The organism is Chryseobacterium joostei, from assembly GCF_003815775.1.
Classification (GTDB): Bacteria; Bacteroidota; Bacteroidia; order Flavobacteriales; family Weeksellaceae; genus Chryseobacterium; species Chryseobacterium joostei.
In genome coordinates this window covers 3,062,911-3,080,294 of sequence record NZ_CP033926.1, presented here as the reverse complement: position 1 = coordinate 3,080,294, position 17,384 = coordinate 3,062,911, and the positions used below count along the sequence as shown (strand labels likewise).

Sequence of the window (17,384 nt, the reverse complement as noted above, 5' to 3'; positions counted from 1 at the left end):
ACATAGATTAAACCAAATCACAGTATGAAAAAATGGGTTAAACGACTATTAATAAGTTTCGGAATTCTGGCAGGATTGCTTCTTGCTGCTAATTTTGGACTGAATATGTGGCTGAAAACCCAGCTTCCAAACTATATAAAGAACAATACAGAATATAAGGTTTCCTATAAAAATCTGGATGTGGATCTGGGAACAGGCAATATCCTTGCAACAGGAATTTCTGTGAATAGTAAAGATCCACAAAATACCAGTGTTTTAGGTCTTCAGGGGACTATTGATACTTTAAAGATTAGCCGCTTCGGAATTTATGATGCTATTTTCAACAAAAAAATAAGCTCTTCAGATCTCTTGCTTGCAAAACCCAATCTGAATGTAATTCTGGCTCAGCCTCTTGATCGTAAAACAGGTAAGAAAAAGAATCCGTTTTTATTCGAAAATATAAGGATAAATGATGGGTCTGTAGCTATTTTCAGACATACCAAACAGAAGTTACTCTCTGTACAGAAACTTAATCTATTTGTAGAAAATCTACAGATGACGGAAGAGTCTGTGGAGAATAAATTGCCTATTGTCTTTGATAAATACAGCATAAAAGGAGAAAGCTTCTTCTTTAGGCCAGATAATGTATATGCTATTACTATCGGGTCCATCAATACGGCTGACGGACAAATGTCAGTTAAAAATTTAAAGCTGATACCACTTCTGTCCTTTGATCAGTTTAAGAAATATTATCCTAAAAAAACTCAGCTGTTTGAGTTTTCTATTCCTGAAATGAACTTCAAGGATGTGACCTTAAGTAAAAATAAAATTTCTTTGGCAGATGCAGACTTCCAAAATCCTCTTGTTAACGTTTATAATACCGGAGTAAAAAAAGCTAAAAAAACAGAGAAACCATTAAATTTTGAGATTAATTTAGAGAATATAAGACTGAAAAATGCTATTGCTCAAGTCAATAAACCCGATGGCAGCAGGCTTTTATCTGCTGGTACCCTGAATTTGAATATCAATAAGCTGGTATTTAACAAAGAAACCTCAGAACAGGTTATTCCAATAGGATATAAGGATTTTACTTTTTCAGGAAAGGATATTACATATTCCAATCACCAGAACATTACCGTTGGAAGTATTGCGTTGAAGCCTGCCAATGGGGAGCTTAGGAATATTTCATTCTCTCCAAATGCTGTTGCTAATGGAAAAACAACACTGGATTTAAAATCTAATCACGTTGCCTTTAATATTAATAAACTTGAATTCATCAATAAAAAGCTGAATCTGGATATCAAGGATTTTCTTGTTGAAAATCTAAACGGAACGATTAAGGCGGGAGAAAATAAGCAGAAGAAAAATGTTGATTCAGGGATCATAGGATCTGTTATCATAAGAAAGACTTCATTAAAAAATTCAAATCTTATTTATGATAAAGGAAAAGAACCATTGGCATTCCATGATCTGAATGCTACGGTAAATGGTATTGAAATAGTACCAAAAGCCAATAATCAGGGTCTTTCTTTTAAGGTAAAGGATTATTTTCTAACCACCCGTAATTTTGCTTATAAGACACAGTTTTACAACATCAGTCTTGGTCTTTTAAAATTGAATAAAAATAAGGTCCAGATCAATAATTTTGCAATGAAGCCTCTCGTTTCGAGAGCTCAGTTTATCAAAATGATACCTGTAGAAAGAGATTTGTATGATTTAAAAATGGCACAAGTAAACGCTGAGGGAGATTGGGATCTGTTTTCGAACAATAAATCCATCAATGCTTCTCATGTTACAATTCAATCTGCAAATGCCAATATTTTCAGAAGCAAGATTCCTAAAGACGACCCAAAGGTGAAGGCTTTGTATTCAAAGATGCTTAGATCCATTAAAATCCCTATGAATATTAATAACCTGGACCTGAAAAACTCTATTCTAGTTTATGAGGAAGATACACCAGAAAGTATGGGGCCGGGGAAGCTAACGTTCAGCAACTTTAATATGAATGTCAAAAATCTGAACTCTGCCAAGGCAAAAGGAAAGCCTACTAAGGTTGATATTAAGATTAATTGCTCATTCATGAATATGTCGCCACTTTCCGTCAACTGGAGCTTTGATGTTGCAGATCAAAATGATAATTTTGCTATTTCAGGTAAAACCACTAATCTTCCGATGAATGGGATCAATCCATTTATCAGGCCTTATCTTCATGTAACGGCTACTGCCGGAACTATTCAGGAAATGCTTTTTAATTTTAAAGGAAATCCGGCCGGTTTACATGGAACATTCAACTTAAAGCATAAAGACTTAAAGATTGCTGTTTTAAACAAGCATAATCACGAGAAAAAAGGCTTTTTAACTGCTGTTGCGAATGTCTTCTTAAAATCAAATTCGGGCAGCTTCCCAGAATCCGTTTCTGTGGAAAACGTAGAACGTGACCCTACAAAATCATTTTTTAATCTATTTTGGAAAGGAATTGAACAAGGGTTAAAGAAAACTCTGATTGGAAAAAATGTGGAAAAAACGGAAGCAAAAGTAAAGAATGCGGTATCTTCAGTAAAGGAAATGAAGCAATCGGTAAAAGAGATTAAAAAAGAAATAAAAGATTCAAAGGATAAAGAATCCACCCCGAATACTCCGACAGGAGATGAGAAAAAGAAAGGATTTTTCAATAAAATATTTAAAAAGAAAGACGAAGCAAAATAATCTTTTAAACCATTAAAATGTATTAATCCTTAACTTATCATGTCAATTGTTAATATGAGATTGAATTTTGTTTTTTAACCAAAACAGCCTTAATGGTTTAAAAAATTAATATTTGTATTCTTTATTTAATAATTGAATTCATCACTATCCAAAACAGGAATGTTTCTCAGGAATTCATCAAACTTTTCACCAGGATAATTGCTGTCTGCACCATAGGAATCAATGATCATTCCACGGTTTCCTTCGCTGTCTTTTAATACATATAACACAGCATTGTCATCGGGATTACTGTCCCCTTCAAAACGATAGGTTTTTAAGATCACCAATTCAGAGGGTTGGTAGACTTTGTCAGAATTTTCAAATTTCATTTCACAGTTCTCATTCATTCTGAATTCTCTCTTAATCCCCCTCTCAGAGAGCGTTTGCATAACCTGGCTTAAGGTTGTCATTCTATCGCTGTTTTCTGAATTTTCCATAATAATATTTTTGTTGATAAGTACAATAATTAAACCATTGCTTTTCTAAAGATAAGAAAAATAATGGATTAGAGTTTTCTTGAAAATAGAGGTTAATGTTAACAAAATTTATAATTCAGAAAAATAAAATAGGTACACTTTTTGCAATGGTAACAATAATAAATCAAAGAAAATATGAAAAAAGAAGTTGGAGTTTTACTGGCAGGAGGAGTTGGTCTTTTGGCAGTATTAAGCTTAATAGGATTAAAAAAGATATTAACGAAAAAAGACAAAAAATATAGTGATACCTATTCGGACTATCACAGACACTTTGATGAAAAGAACCACGACGATGAAACACACGGAGTGGAATTTTATGCGCTGAAGTAGTAAAAAAATATATTTAATTATGTTTAATCCAACGCTTTTGAAAGTGTTGGATTTTTTTGTGGAAAACTTTAATGTTAAAGTTCATTATTTTACAGGAATTCCATTTTAATTTTACATCACAATGAAAAACGAAAACTTCATAAAAGGACAAGGGGCTCAGCGGAACGTAGTCAATCGTTTCGACAGGTATACCTATGAGCCTGAAGATGAAGATTTCGAAACCACAAAGACTACTTTTACCGAAGTTTTTCCGAAAACGATTGTTAATCAGGTTAAAAGTGAAGATCTTCCAATGGAATATTCCATGAATCCTTATCAAGGGTGTGAACATGGTTGTTCCTACTGTTTTGCAAGACCTACGCATGAATATTGGGGCTATAGCGCAGGAATTGATTTTGAAAGAAAGATCATGGTGAAGAAAAATGCTCCTGAATTATTGGAAAAATTTTTTCAAAAAAGAGGACATAAAGCGGCGCCAATTCTACTGTCAGGCAATACAGACTGCTATCAGCCCGCTGAAAGACAATTTGAAATCACCAGAAAACTACTGCAGGTTTGTCTTGATTACAGACATCCTGTCAATATTCTGACAAAAAATGCAATGGTCTTACGGGATTTGGATATTTTAAAACCAATGGCGGAGCAAAACCTTGTTTCTGTTTCATTAAGTATTCCTACTATTAATGAAGACTTAAGGAGGAAAATGGAACCAAGAACAAGTTCCGCAAAAAATAAACTAAAAGCCATAGAAATTCTCACTGAAAATAAAATTCCCGTACATGTCATGGTAGCACCTATCATTCCGGGACTCAACAGTGACGAACCTTTAACGATTCTTAAAACGATTGCGGATGCGGGAGCTTTAAGTTTCGGATATACCATAGTTCGGTTAAACGATACCGTAGAACCTGTTTTTGTTAATTGGATAGAATCTCATTTTCCAGATAGGTCACAAAAAGTACTCAACCTGATCCGATCCATGCGTGGAGGAAAGCTTGGAGATAAAAGATATTTTGAAAGACAAAGAGGAGAGGGGAATATTGCAGACATGATTCATACAACCTTTAAAATAGGGAGAAAGAAATTTTTTGATGGAAAAGAATTCCCTAAGCTTTCCACTGTCAATTTTACAGGGACACGAGATCAGCAACTGAGATTGTTCGATTAATTTCCATTTTCCAATAATGAACTTGTACCTATATGATATATAATAGGAATAAAAGGTTCACATATTCCTCACTCTTTATCATTAGTGTTTTTTTTAGTAGCTTTTTCCTGCTCTCCATTTTTACTCCTCGCTCACTGTATTCCAATGCCCAGGCCGGACGCCTTTCCACTGCGTGCTGTGGGGTAACCATTCCTATCAGGGCTAGTGGGAGGTCTTCCACAAAAATCCATCTCCTGCCTACACCTATTCACTGGGGATGAGCTTTAATCCATGCTAATATAAAATCCCCGTCAAATTTGGCCCTAGTCCCGCCTAAAAAATAAAAACGGCATCCCGAGAAGTAGGAGAGGGATTATTACCAACCTCCTTATATACTATAATAGGATATCTTCCATTACCCATTACCCATTACCTATTCCCCATCCCTTATATAATGACTGCAAATCCCCCCATTTCTCCCCACTTGCCCTCCCGCCCTCCAACCCTCCCACGCTTGCTCCCCCTCTTCCAAACATTTGTTTAAAATTTTTGTCCCTGCATTCCAGGGGCTTATGGAAAAAAGGGATGCAAATATGAACTTTATGTTAAATAATCTTGCGGGGTATGGTATAAGTTTCTATCTTTGCCCCACTGAAAACGAGAGTACATTCAGTAGCGCAGAGAGCCCTTGGATGGACATAAACATTATACACTACGAGAGAGACAGGCGAAAAAAAAACTTTCAAGTTTTAGTCACTAAAACTTGCGGGATAAAAAAGAGTTTGTATCTTTGCAGTCCCGATAAAACGGGAGCGCAGGAGTAGGTTGATTGAGGTTTAGGATAAAGTTTAGGGTTACTTAAAAAACTTTAAATTTATTTCAGAAACATTTGGTCATTACAAAATAAAGTTTTACTTTTGCACTCGCAAATATGGAGCGCCACTGACAGAGAAGAGTGCTTCATTAAAAAGCGGAAGATATAAAGATCATTGACATACAATATAACAACCAAGTAAGGAAAAACTAAAGCGTCAAAACTTTGAGTGAGTCAGACAAACATACAATGGAGAGTTTGATCCTGGCTCAGGATGAACGCTAGCGGGAGGCCTAACACATGCAAGCCGAGCGGTAGAGATTCTTCGGGATCTTGAGAGCGGCGCACGGGTGCGGAACACGTGTGCAACCTGCCTTTATCTGGGGGATAGCCTTTCGAAAGGAAGATTAATACCCCATAATATAAGAAACGGCATCGTTTTTTATTGAAAACTCCGGTGGATAGAGATGGGCACGCGCAGGATTAGATAGTTGGTGAGGTAACGGCTCACCAAGTCAACGATCCTTAGGGGGCCTGAGAGGGTGATCCCCCACACTGGTACTGAGACACGGACCAGACTCCTACGGGAGGCAGCAGTGAGGAATATTGGACAATGGGTGAGAGCCTGATCCAGCCATCCCGCGTGAAGGACGACGGCCCTATGGGTTGTAAACTTCTTTTGTATAGGGATAAACCTTTCCTCGTGAGGGAAGCTGAAGGTACTATACGAATAAGCACCGGCTAACTCCGTGCCAGCAGCCGCGGTAATACGGAGGGTGCAAGCGTTATCCGGATTTATTGGGTTTAAAGGGTCCGTAGGCGGATCTGTAAGTCAGTGGTGAAATCTCACAGCTTAACTGTGAAACTGCCATTGATACTGCAGGTCTTGAGTGTTGTTGAAGTAGCTGGAATAAGTAGTGTAGCGGTGAAATGCATAGATATTACTTAGAACACCAATTGCGAAGGCAGGTTACTAAGCAACAACTGACGCTGATGGACGAAAGCGTGGGGAGCGAACAGGATTAGATACCCTGGTAGTCCACGCCGTAAACGATGCTAACTCGTTTTTGGGTTTTCGGATTCAGAGACTAAGCGAAAGTGATAAGTTAGCCACCTGGGGAGTACGTTCGCAAGAATGAAACTCAAAGGAATTGACGGGGGCCCGCACAAGCGGTGGATTATGTGGTTTAATTCGATGATACGCGAGGAACCTTACCAAGGCTTAAATGGGAAATGACAGGCTTAGAAATAGGCTTTTCTTCGGACATTTTTCAAGGTGCTGCATGGTTGTCGTCAGCTCGTGCCGTGAGGTGTTAGGTTAAGTCCTGCAACGAGCGCAACCCCTGTCACTAGTTGCCATCATTAAGTTGGGGACTCTAGTGAGACTGCCTACGCAAGTAGAGAGGAAGGTGGGGATGACGTCAAATCATCACGGCCCTTACGCCTTGGGCCACACACGTAATACAATGGCCAGTACAGAGGGCAGCTACACGGTGACGTGATGCAAATCTCGAAAGCTGGTCTCAGTTCGGATTGGAGTCTGCAACTCGACTCTATGAAGCTGGAATCGCTAGTAATCGCGCATCAGCCATGGCGCGGTGAATACGTTCCCGGGCCTTGTACACACCGCCCGTCAAGCCATGGAAGTCTGGGGTACCTGAAGTCGGTGACCGTAACAGGAGCTGCCTAGGGTAAAACAGGTAACTAGGGCTAAGTCGTAACAAGGTAGCCGTACCGGAAGGTGCGGCTGGAACATCTCATTTTAGAGCGTCTTTGGACGATAAACAAAATTAGTATCGCAAGATACACGCACTTGCTTAAAGAGAAGCTTTAGTTTTTTATTTGGTTGATATATATATAAAATACAAAACCCACTAGAAATTAGTATTAGGGAAAGAGATTGGGAAGTGAATGTATGAATTGGGAATTTCCTTTTACACATCACTCACTACCATAACAAAGTCTCGTAGCTCAGCTGGTTAGAGCGCTACACTGATAATGTAGAGGTCGGCAGTTCGAGCCTGCCCGAGACTACTAATTATAAGACGGGAAGACATCAGATATGAGACGTCAGACATTTAGGTCTAAAGTCTGTAATCTGACATCTGAAGTCTACTAGAGGGGGAATTAGCTCAGCTGGCTAGAGCGCCTGCCTTGCACGCAGGAGGTCAAGGGTTCGACTCCCTTATTCTCCACAGTTTTGGAAGTTTGATTTAAAAGTTACGGATAGAGCCAAAAACAATATCTGTTCATCAGACGGACAAGAAGACATTAAGATCATTGACATTAACGGTAAAGACATCACAAAGAGATAACCGAGCACTTTCGAGTGCCGAGTTTATAAAAATATCGATAAATGAGAATTTATCAAAAAATACTGAACTAATATAATTATTAGGAAAGAAATCGTTAAGGGCGTATGGCGGATGCCTAGGCTTTCAGAGGCGAAGAAGGACGTGGTAAGCTGCGAAAAGCTGCGGGGATTGGCACACACGAATTGATCCGCAGATGTCCGAATGGGGCAACCCGTCTGGTTGAAGACCAGTCACTCCAATTTATTGGAGAGCAAACCCGGAGAACTGAAACATCTAAGTACCCGGAGGAAAAGAAATCGAAGAGATTCCGTAAGTAGTGGCGAGCGAAAGCGGATTAGCCCAAAAGCTAATTTATGTTTAATAGAACGTTCTGGAAAGAACGGCCGTAGAGGGTGATAGCCCCGTATATGAAAGGCATATTTAAGTGATAAATGAGTAGGGCGGGACACGTGAAATCCTGTCTGAATATGGGGGACCATCCTCCAAGGCTAAATACTCCTGAAAGACCGATAGTGAACAAGTACTGTGAAGGAAAGGTGAAAAGCACTTCGAATAGAAGGGTGAAATAGAACCTGAAACCGTACGCCTACAAGCGGTCGGAGCACCTATATGGTGTGACGGCGTGCCTTTTGCATAATGAGCCTACGAGTTAATTTTACTAGCGAGGTTAAGGTATTAAGTACCGGAGCCGGAGCGAAAGCGAGTCTGAATAGGGCGCTTAGTTAGTAGGATTAGACGCGAAACCTTGTGATCTACCCATGGGCAGGTTGAAGCTCTGGTAACACAGAGTGGAGGACCGAACCGGTTGACGTTGAAAAGTCTTCGGATGACCTGTGGGTAGGGGTGAAAGGCCAATCAAACTGGGAGATAGCTCGTACTCTCCGAAATGCATTTAGGTGCAGCGTCGTATATAAGTTTATTAGAGGTAGAGCTACTGATTGGATGCGGGGGTTTCACCACCTACCAATTCCTGACAAACTCCGAATGCTAATAAATGTTCTACGGCAGTGAGGGCATGGGTGCTAAGGTCCATGTCCGAGAGGGAAAGAACCCAGACCAACAGCTAAGGTCCCCAAATATATGTTAAGTTGAAGCAACGCGGTTGGACTGCATTGACAGCTAGGATGTTGGCTTGGAAGCAGCCATTCATTTAAAGAGTGCGTAACAGCTCACTAGTCGAGCGGTCCGGCATGGATAATAATCGGGCATAAACATATTACCGAAGCTATGGATTTGTACTTTATAGTACATCTGGTAGGAGAGCATTCTATTTGCGCCGAAGCAGTACTGTGAGGTATTGTGGAGCGGATAGAAAAGAAAATGTAGGCATAAGTAACGATAAAGCGGGCGAGAAACCCGCTCACCGAAAGACTAAGGTTTCCTCAGCCATGCTAATCAGCTGAGGGTTAGTCGGGACCTAACGCGAACCCGAAAGGGGTAGTGGATGGACAATGGGTTAATATTCCCATACTTGCTCACACTAAAAAGGGGACGGAGTGCCGTACCTGCTGGAGACTGACGGAATAGTCAAGGCCTAGCCTTCGGGCGAAGCTGCTGCAGGGAAAGTGCTTCCAAGAAAAGCCGAAGTGAAGCAACCCGTACCAAAACCGACACAGGTAGTCGAGGAGAGAATCCTAAGGTGCTAGAGTGAATCATGGTTAAGGAACTAGGCAAAATAGTCTCGTAACTTCGGGAGAAGAGACGCCATCAGCAATGGTGGCCGCAGTAAAGAGGCCCAGGCGACTGTTTATCAAAAACACAGGACTCTGCAAAATCGAAAGATGCAGTATAGGGTCTGACACCTGCCCGGTGCTGGAAGGTTAAGGAAGGTGCTTAGGGTTAAACCGAAGGCATTGACTGAAGCCCCAGTAAACGGCGGCCGTAACTATAACGGTCCTAAGGTAGCGAAATTCCTTGTCGGGTAAGTTCCGACCTGCACGAATGGTGTAACGATCTGGGCACTGTCTCAACCATGAGCTCTGTGAAATTGTAGTCTCGGTGAAGATGCCGAGTACCCGCAATGGGACGAAAAGACCCTGTGAACCTTTACTATAACTTCGTATTGACTTTGAGTAAGTAATGTGTAGGATAGGTGGGAGGCTTTGAAGCGGGCACGCTAGTGTCTGTGGAGCCGACGTTGAAATACCACCCTTTACTTACTTGGAGCCTAACTTCTTTTAGAAGGACATTGCGTGGTGGGTAGTTTGACTGGGGTGGTCGCCTCCAAAAGAGTAACGGAGGCTTTCAAAGGTACCCTCAGCACGCTTGGTAACCGTGCGTAGAGTGTAATGGCATAAGGGTGCTTGACTGTGAGACCTACAAGTCGATCAGGTGCGAAAGCAGGACATAGTGATCCGGTGGTTCCGTATGGAAGGGCCATCGCTCATAGGATAAAAGGTACTCCGGGGATAACAGGCTAGTCTCCCCCAAGAGCTCACATCGACGGGGAGGTTCGGCACCTCGATGTCGGCTCGTCACATCCTGGGGCTGGAGAAGGTCCCAAGGGTTGGGCTGTTCGCCCATTAAAGTGGCACGCGAGCTGGGTTCAGAACGTCGTGAGACAGTTCGGTCTCTATCTATTGCGGGCGTTAGATGTTTGAGAGGGCTTGATTCTAGTACGAGAGGACCGAATTGAACAAACCTCTGGTGTATCAGTTGTACCGCCAGGTGCACCGCTGAGTAGCTACGTTTGGAAGAGATAAGCACTGAAGGCATATAAGTGCGAAACTCGCCTCAAGATGAGACATCTTTTAAGGGTCGTTGGAGATGACGACGTTGATAGGCTACAGGTGTAAAGACAGTAATGTCATAGCCGAGTAGTACTAATTACCCGTAGATTTATAGCCTAATATGGCGCACGGAAGTGCAGCAAGGTTACCTCTTTGTGAAGGTTTTTATCGAATATAAACCAGGTAGCAGATGTTGGCTATTAGGAAGCAGGATAAGCCTGCATCCCTTTGCCTCTAACCTGCAACCTTATATACAGCCTTTAGGGTGGTTTTAGCGGTGGGGCTCACCTGTTCCCATTCCGAACACAGAAGTTAAGCCCACCAGCGCCGATGGTACTGCTAACGCGGGAGAGTAGGCCGCCGCCAGTTTTTATTTTATTTTTAAAAGTCTCATACAGTAGTGTATGAGACTTTTTTTTGTGCCATACCATAAAAATGGACAAACGAACTAGAGCCCATACCCATACCTTATCCATACACACACACAAAGGGAACCCAAGCCAATCCACTAAGCACAGGCATAAGCAACATGTAAACGTTCATTTGATCTGCAATACTGTAACTATGCACTAATGCTGAATCATATGCTTGGGGCTAGCCCCCTTCCATTGACTATTGAGAAGCCTCCAACCATTACTCATTATCCATTACTTATGATGAATGGCTTCCCATTGCTGTAATCCCTAAGGACTCTCAATAGGAAATAATACCAGGCCTCTTGTAGAAAGCAGTATTTAAACTACAAATTGCTTCCGGAGCTAAGTCATAGACGGGCAAACTTTATTTATCCACCTGCTGATTTTTGGCATAATCCATTTTACCGGTATAAACCATAGATTTGGTGATACCTTTACCTTGATTACTTTACCATCAGGCACCGAGTGCGCCAAACTTGCCTACGGTTCAATATTTATATTTCCCAGATCCCAACCCTTGTTTCTTTTATTATTAATATGATAGCCCCACTATTTCATAGGATACCTCGTAGGTATTATTAAATATCCTGGCTATTTCTTATCAATGGCTACCAGAATCTGAGGGATGATATTATCCATTGTGATTGCCAATCTATTTTATTCATTATATGGATCCGGCTTCTGTTAATGTCTTTACTCCACCCTTTACAGAAAGTCAGTTTTTTCCTTACCATAAAATATTCACACCTTAATTATTTATTATCATCACTTCTCATGTAGAAGTCCCTATGAAAAATGATTGCAATCATTTTATTCATAAATCCACTTGATTCCTGCCGTACATCTTATGCTTTCCCCAACCCCGCAATAGCACGTATAGTTAAATATTGAAGCTATGGAAGACGACCATGGGCTACCATCTAGCTTCCTTCATTATTGTAAATATTTACTCCCCATTATTGTGGATAACTATATGATATATTATAAATAGCTCTTTATCATTTGATTAGATATAGTAATTTTCCACAATTAAGTCGCATGGTTTAACTTTATGTTAAATAATCTTGCGGGGTATGGTATAAGTTTCTATCTTTGCCCCACTGAAAACGAGAGTACATTCAGTAGCGCAGAGAGCCCTTTGATGGGCATAAACATTATACACTACGAGAGAGACAGGCGAAAAAAAAACTTTCAAGTTTTAGTCAATAAAACTTGCGAGATAAAAAAGAGTTTGTATCTTTGCAGTCCCAATAAAACGGGAGCGCAGGAGTAGGGATGACTAAGGTTTAGGATAGGGTTTAGGGTTACTTAAAAAACTTTAAATTTATTTCAGAAACATTTGGTCATTACAAAATAAAGTTTTACTTTTGCACTCGCAAATATGGAGCGCCACTGACAGAGAAGAGTGCTTCATTAAAAAGCGGAAGATATAAAGATCATTGACATACAATATAACAACCAAGTAAGGAAAAACTAAAGCGTCAAAACTTTGAGTGAGTCAGACAAACATACAATGGAGAGTTTGATCCTGGCTCAGGATGAACGCTAGCGGGAGGCCTAACACATGCAAGCCGAGCGGTAGAGATTCTTCGGGATCTTGAGAGCGGCGCACGGGTGCGGAACACGTGTGCAACCTGCCTTTATCTGGGGGATAGCCTTTCGAAAGGAAGATTAATACCCCATAATATAAGAAACGGCATCGTTTTTTATTGAAAACTCCGGTGGATAGAGATGGGCACGCGCAGGATTAGATAGTTGGTGAGGTAACGGCTCACCAAGTCAACGATCCTTAGGGGGCCTGAGAGGGTGATCCCCCACACTGGTACTGAGACACGGACCAGACTCCTACGGGAGGCAGCAGTGAGGAATATTGGACAATGGGTGAGAGCCTGATCCAGCCATCCCGCGTGAAGGACGACGGCCCTATGGGTTGTAAACTTCTTTTGTATAGGGATAAACCTTTCCTCGTGAGGGAAGCTGAAGGTACTATACGAATAAGCACCGGCTAACTCCGTGCCAGCAGCCGCGGTAATACGGAGGGTGCAAGCGTTATCCGGATTTATTGGGTTTAAAGGGTCCGTAGGCGGATCTGTAAGTCAGTGGTGAAATCTCACAGCTTAACTGTGAAACTGCCATTGATACTGCAGGTCTTGAGTGTTGTTGAAGTAGCTGGAATAAGTAGTGTAGCGGTGAAATGCATAGATATTACTTAGAACACCAATTGCGAAGGCAGGTTACTAAGCAACAACTGACGCTGATGGACGAAAGCGTGGGGAGCGAACAGGATTAGATACCCTGGTAGTCCACGCCGTAAACGATGCTAACTCGTTTTTGGGTTTTCGGATTCAGAGACTAAGCGAAAGTGATAAGTTAGCCACCTGGGGAGTACGTTCGCAAGAATGAAACTCAAAGGAATTGACGGGGGCCCGCACAAGCGGTGGATTATGTGGTTTAATTCGATGATACGCGAGGAACCTTACCAAGGCTTAAATGGGAAATGACAGGCTTAGAAATAGGCTTTTCTTCGGACATTTTTCAAGGTGCTGCATGGTTGTCGTCAGCTCGTGCCGTGAGGTGTTAGGTTAAGTCCTGCAACGAGCGCAACCCCTGTCACTAGTTGCCATCATTAAGTTGGGGACTCTAGTGAGACTGCCTACGCAAGTAGAGAGGAAGGTGGGGATGACGTCAAATCATCACGGCCCTTACGCCTTGGGCCACACACGTAATACAATGGCCAGTACAGAGGGCAGCTACACGGTGACGTGATGCAAATCTCGAAAGCTGGTCTCAGTTCGGATTGGAGTCTGCAACTCGACTCTATGAAGCTGGAATCGCTAGTAATCGCGCATCAGCCATGGCGCGGTGAATACGTTCCCGGGCCTTGTACACACCGCCCGTCAAGCCATGGAAGTCTGGGGTACCTGAAGTCGGTGACCGTAACAGGAGCTGCCTAGGGTAAAACAGGTAACTAGGGCTAAGTCGTAACAAGGTAGCCGTACCGGAAGGTGCGGCTGGAACATCTCATTTTAGAGCGTCTTTGGACGATAAACAAAATTAGTATCGCAAGATACACGCACTTGCTTAAAGAGAAGCTTTAGTTTTTTATTTGGTTGATATATATATAAAATACAAAACCCACTAGAAATTAGTATTAGGGAAAGAGATTGGGAAGTGAATGTATGAATTGGGAATTTCCTTTTACACATCACTCACTACCATAACAAAGTCTCGTAGCTCAGCTGGTTAGAGCGCTACACTGATAATGTAGAGGTCGGCAGTTCGAGCCTGCCCGAGACTACTAATTATAAGACGGGAAGACATCAGATATGAGACGTCAGACATTTAGGTCTAAAGTCTGTAATCTGACATCTGAAGTCTACTAGAGGGGGAATTAGCTCAGCTGGCTAGAGCGCCTGCCTTGCACGCAGGAGGTCAAGGGTTCGACTCCCTTATTCTCCACAGTTTTGGAAGTTTGATTTAAAAGTTACGGATAGAGCCAAAAACAATATCTGTTCATCAGACGGACAAGAAGACATTAAGATCATTGACATTAACGGTAAAGACATCACAAAGAGATAACCGAGCACTTTCGAGTGCCGAGTTTATAAAAATATCGATAAATGAGAATTTATCAAAAAATACTGAACTAATATAATTATTAGGAAAGAAATCGTTAAGGGCGTATGGCGGATGCCTAGGCTTTCAGAGGCGAAGAAGGACGTGGTAAGCTGCGAAAAGCTGCGGGGATTGGCACACACGAATTGATCCGCAGATGTCCGAATGGGGCAACCCGTCTGGTTGAAGACCAGTCACTCCAATTTATTGGAGAGCAAACCCGGAGAACTGAAACATCTAAGTACCCGGAGGAAAAGAAATCGAAGAGATTCCGTAAGTAGTGGCGAGCGAAAGCGGATTAGCCCAAAAGCTAATTTATGTTTAATAGAACGTTCTGGAAAGAACGGCCGTAGAGGGTGATAGCCCCGTATATGAAAGGCATATTTAAGTGATAAATGAGTAGGGCGGGACACGTGAAATCCTGTCTGAATATGGGGGGACCATCCTCCAAGGCTAAATACTCCTGAAAGACCGATAGTGAACAAGTACTGTGAAGGAAAGGTGAAAAGCACTTCGAATAGAAGGGTGAAATAGAACCTGAAACCGTACGCCTACAAGCGGTCGGAGCACCTATATGGTGTGACGGCGTGCCTTTTGCATAATGAGCCTACGAGTTAATTTTACTAGCGAGGTTAAGGTATTAAGTACCGGAGCCGGAGCGAAAGCGAGTCTGAATAGGGCGCTTAGTTAGTAGGATTAGACGCGAAACCTTGTGATCTACCCATGGGCAGGTTGAAGCTCTGGTAACACAGAGTGGAGGACCGAACCGGTTGACGTTGAAAAGTCTTCGGATGACCTGTGGGTAGGGGTGAAAGGCCAATCAAACTGGGAGATAGCTCGTACTCTCCGAAATGCATTTAGGTGCAGCGTCGTATATAAGTTTATTAGAGGTAGAGCTACTGATTGGATGCGGGGGTTTCACCACCTACCAATTCCTGACAAACTCCGAATGCTAATAAATGTTCTACGGCAGTGAGGGCATGGGTGCTAAGGTCCATGTCCGAGAGGGAAAGAACCCAGACCAACAGCTAAGGTCCCCAAATATATGTTAAGTTGAAGCAACGCGGTTGGACTGCATTGACAGCTAGGATGTTGGCTTGGAAGCAGCCATTCATTTAAAGAGTGCGTAACAGCTCACTAGTCGAGCGGTCCGGCATGGATAATAATCGGGCATAAACATATTACCGAAGCTATGGATTTGTACTTTATAGTACATCTGGTAGGAGAGCATTCTATTTGCGCCGAAGCAGTACTGTGAGGTATTGTGGAGCGGATAGAAAAGAAAATGTAGGCATAAGTAACGATAAAGCGGGCGAGAAACCCGCTCACCGAAAGACTAAGGTTTCCTCAGCCATGCTAATCAGCTGAGGGTTAGTCGGGACCTAACGCGAACCCGAAAGGGGTAGTGGATGGACAATGGGTTAATATTCCCATACTTGCTCACACTAAAAAGGGGACGGAGTGCCGTACCTGCTGGAGACTGACGGAATAGTCAAGGCCTAGCCTTCGGGCGAAGCTGCTGCAGGGAAAGTGCTTCCAAGAAAAGCCGAAGTGAAGCAACCCGTACCAAAACCGACACAGGTAGTCGAGGAGAGAATCCTAAGGTGCTAGAGTGAATCATGGTTAAGGAACTAGGCAAAATAGTCTCGTAACTTCGGGAGAAGAGACGCCATCAGCAATGGTGGCCGCAGTAAAGAGGCCCAGGCGACTGTTTATCAAAAACACAGGACTCTGCAAAATCGAAAGATGCAGTATAGGGTCTGACACCTGCCCGGTGCTGGAAGGTTAAGGAAGGTGCTTAGGGTTAAACCGAAGGCATTGACTGAAGCCCCAGTAAACGGCGGCCGTAACTATAACGGTCCTAAGGTAGCGAAATTCCTTGTCGGGTAAGTTCCGACCTGCACGAATGGTGTAACGATCTGGGCACTGTCTCAACCATGAGCTCTGTGAAATTGTAGTCTCGGTGAAGATGCCGAGTACCCGCAATGGGACGAAAAGACCCTGTGAACCTTTACTATAACTTCGTATTGACTTTGAGTAAGTAATGTGTAGGATAGGTGGGAGGCTTTGAAGCGGGCACGCTAGTGTCTGTGGAGCCGACGTTGAAATACCACCCTTTACTTACTTGGAGCCTAACTTCTTTTAGAAGGACATTGCGTGGTGGGTAGTTTGACTGGGGTGGTCGCCTCCAAAAGAGTAACGGAGGCTTTCAAAGGTACCCTCAGCACGCTTGGTAACCGTGCGTAGAGTGTAATGGCATAAGGGTGCTTGACTGTGAGACCTACAAGTCGATCAGGTGCGAAAGCAGGACATAGTGATCCGGTGGTTCCGTATGGAAGGGCCATCGCTCATAGGATAAAAGGTACTCCGGGGATAACAGGCTAGTCTCCCCCAAGAGCTCACATCGACGGGGAGGTTCGGCACCTCGATGTCGGCTCGTCACATCCTGGGGCTGGAGAAGGTCCCAAGGGTTGGGCTGTTCGCCCATTAAAGTGGCACGCGAGCTGGGTTCAGAACGTCGTGAGACAGTTCGGTCTCTATCTATTGCGGGCGTTAGATGTTTGAGAGGGCTTGATTCTAGTACGAGAGGACCGAATTGAACAAACCTCTGGTGTATCAGTTGTACCGCCAGGTGCACCGCTGAGTAGCTACGTTTGGAAGAGATAAGCACTGAAGGCATATAAGTGCGAAACTCGCCTCAAGATGAGACATCTTTTAAGGGTCGTTGGAGATGACGACGTTGATAGGCTACAGGTGTAAAGACAGTAATGTCATAGCCGAGTAGTACTAATTACCCGTAGATTTATAGCCTAATATG

Annotated in this window: 4 protein-coding genes, 4 tRNA genes and 5 rRNA genes; 12 read left to right on the top strand and 1 reads right to left on the bottom strand. The window is 42.7% G+C overall.

Features of this window, described 5'->3' with window-relative positions; translation table 11 throughout:
- The first annotated feature begins 24 nt into the window (after window positions 1–24).
- Window positions 25–2,685 (top strand): DUF748 domain-containing protein, encoded by a 2,661-nt coding sequence (locus tag EG359_RS13955; RefSeq protein WP_076352776.1) that lies wholly within the window; start codon window positions 25–27, stop codon window positions 2,683–2,685.
- 125 nt (window positions 2,686–2,810) lie between these two features.
- Here the strand turns inward: EG359_RS13955 and EG359_RS13950 are convergent, their stop codons facing one another.
- On the bottom strand, window positions 2,811–3,161 hold the full coding sequence (locus tag EG359_RS13950) for a hypothetical protein (protein ID WP_076352775.1): 351 nt from the start codon (window positions 3,159–3,161) through the stop codon (window positions 2,811–2,813).
- 174 nt (window positions 3,162–3,335) lie between these two features.
- On the opposite strand from EG359_RS13950, the gene EG359_RS13945 reads away from it, so the two are divergent.
- The 11 genes from EG359_RS13945 to EG359_RS13895 all read left to right on the top strand — a co-directional run bounded on the left by EG359_RS13945 (window position 3,336) and on the right by EG359_RS13895 (window position 17,377).
- Window positions 3,336–3,530 carry a hypothetical protein gene (locus EG359_RS13945; protein ID WP_076352774.1) on the top strand — a complete coding sequence of 65 codons (195 nt, stop codon included), beginning with the start codon at window positions 3,336–3,338 and terminating at the stop codon, window positions 3,528–3,530.
- Window positions 3,531–3,651: 121 nt separating this feature from the next.
- On the top strand, window positions 3,652–4,698 hold the full coding sequence (locus tag EG359_RS13940) for a PA0069 family radical SAM protein (protein ID WP_076352773.1): 1,047 nt from the start codon (window positions 3,652–3,654) through the stop codon (window positions 4,696–4,698).
- A gap of 1,039 nt (window positions 4,699–5,737) precedes the next feature.
- Window positions 5,738–7,254 (top strand): 16S ribosomal RNA (locus tag EG359_RS13935).
- Between the two features lie 197 nt (window positions 7,255–7,451).
- A tRNA-Ile gene (locus EG359_RS13930) sits at window positions 7,452–7,525 on the top strand.
- A gap of 87 nt (window positions 7,526–7,612) precedes the next feature.
- Window positions 7,613–7,686 (top strand) — tRNA-Ala (locus tag EG359_RS13925).
- A gap of 204 nt (window positions 7,687–7,890) precedes the next feature.
- Window positions 7,891–10,652 (top strand): 23S ribosomal RNA (locus EG359_RS13920).
- 144 nt (window positions 10,653–10,796) lie between these two features.
- Window positions 10,797–10,904, top strand: a 5S ribosomal RNA gene (gene rrf / locus EG359_RS13915).
- Window positions 10,905–12,461: 1,557 nt separating this feature from the next.
- Window positions 12,462–13,978, top strand: a 16S ribosomal RNA gene (locus EG359_RS13910).
- Between the two features lie 197 nt (window positions 13,979–14,175).
- Window positions 14,176–14,249, top strand: a tRNA-Ile gene (locus tag EG359_RS13905).
- Between the two features lie 87 nt (window positions 14,250–14,336).
- Window positions 14,337–14,410: transfer RNA gene (locus EG359_RS13900), tRNA-Ala, on the top strand.
- Window positions 14,411–14,614: 204 nt separating this feature from the next.
- Window positions 14,615–17,377 (top strand): 23S ribosomal RNA (locus EG359_RS13895).
- The 16S, 23S and 5S rRNA genes sit together here with 4 tRNA genes alongside, the layout of an rRNA operon.
- The last annotated feature ends 7 nt before the right edge of the window (window positions 17,378–17,384 follow it).

Excerpts from the sequence above, each read along its gene's own strand:
- EG359_RS13945 (WP_076352774.1), top strand. The coding sequence starts at position 3,336 with ATGAAAAAAGAAGTTGGAGTTTTACTGGCAGGAGGAGTTGGTCTTTTG.
- EG359_RS13955 (WP_076352776.1), top strand. The coding sequence starts at position 25 with ATGAAAAAATGGGTTAAACGACTATTAATAAGTTTCGGAATTCTGGCA.
- EG359_RS13950 (WP_076352775.1), bottom strand. The coding sequence starts at position 3,161 with ATGGAAAATTCAGAAAACAGCGATAGAATGACAACCTTAAGCCAGGTT.
- EG359_RS13940 (WP_076352773.1), top strand. The coding sequence starts at position 3,652 with ATGAAAAACGAAAACTTCATAAAAGGACAAGGGGCTCAGCGGAACGTA.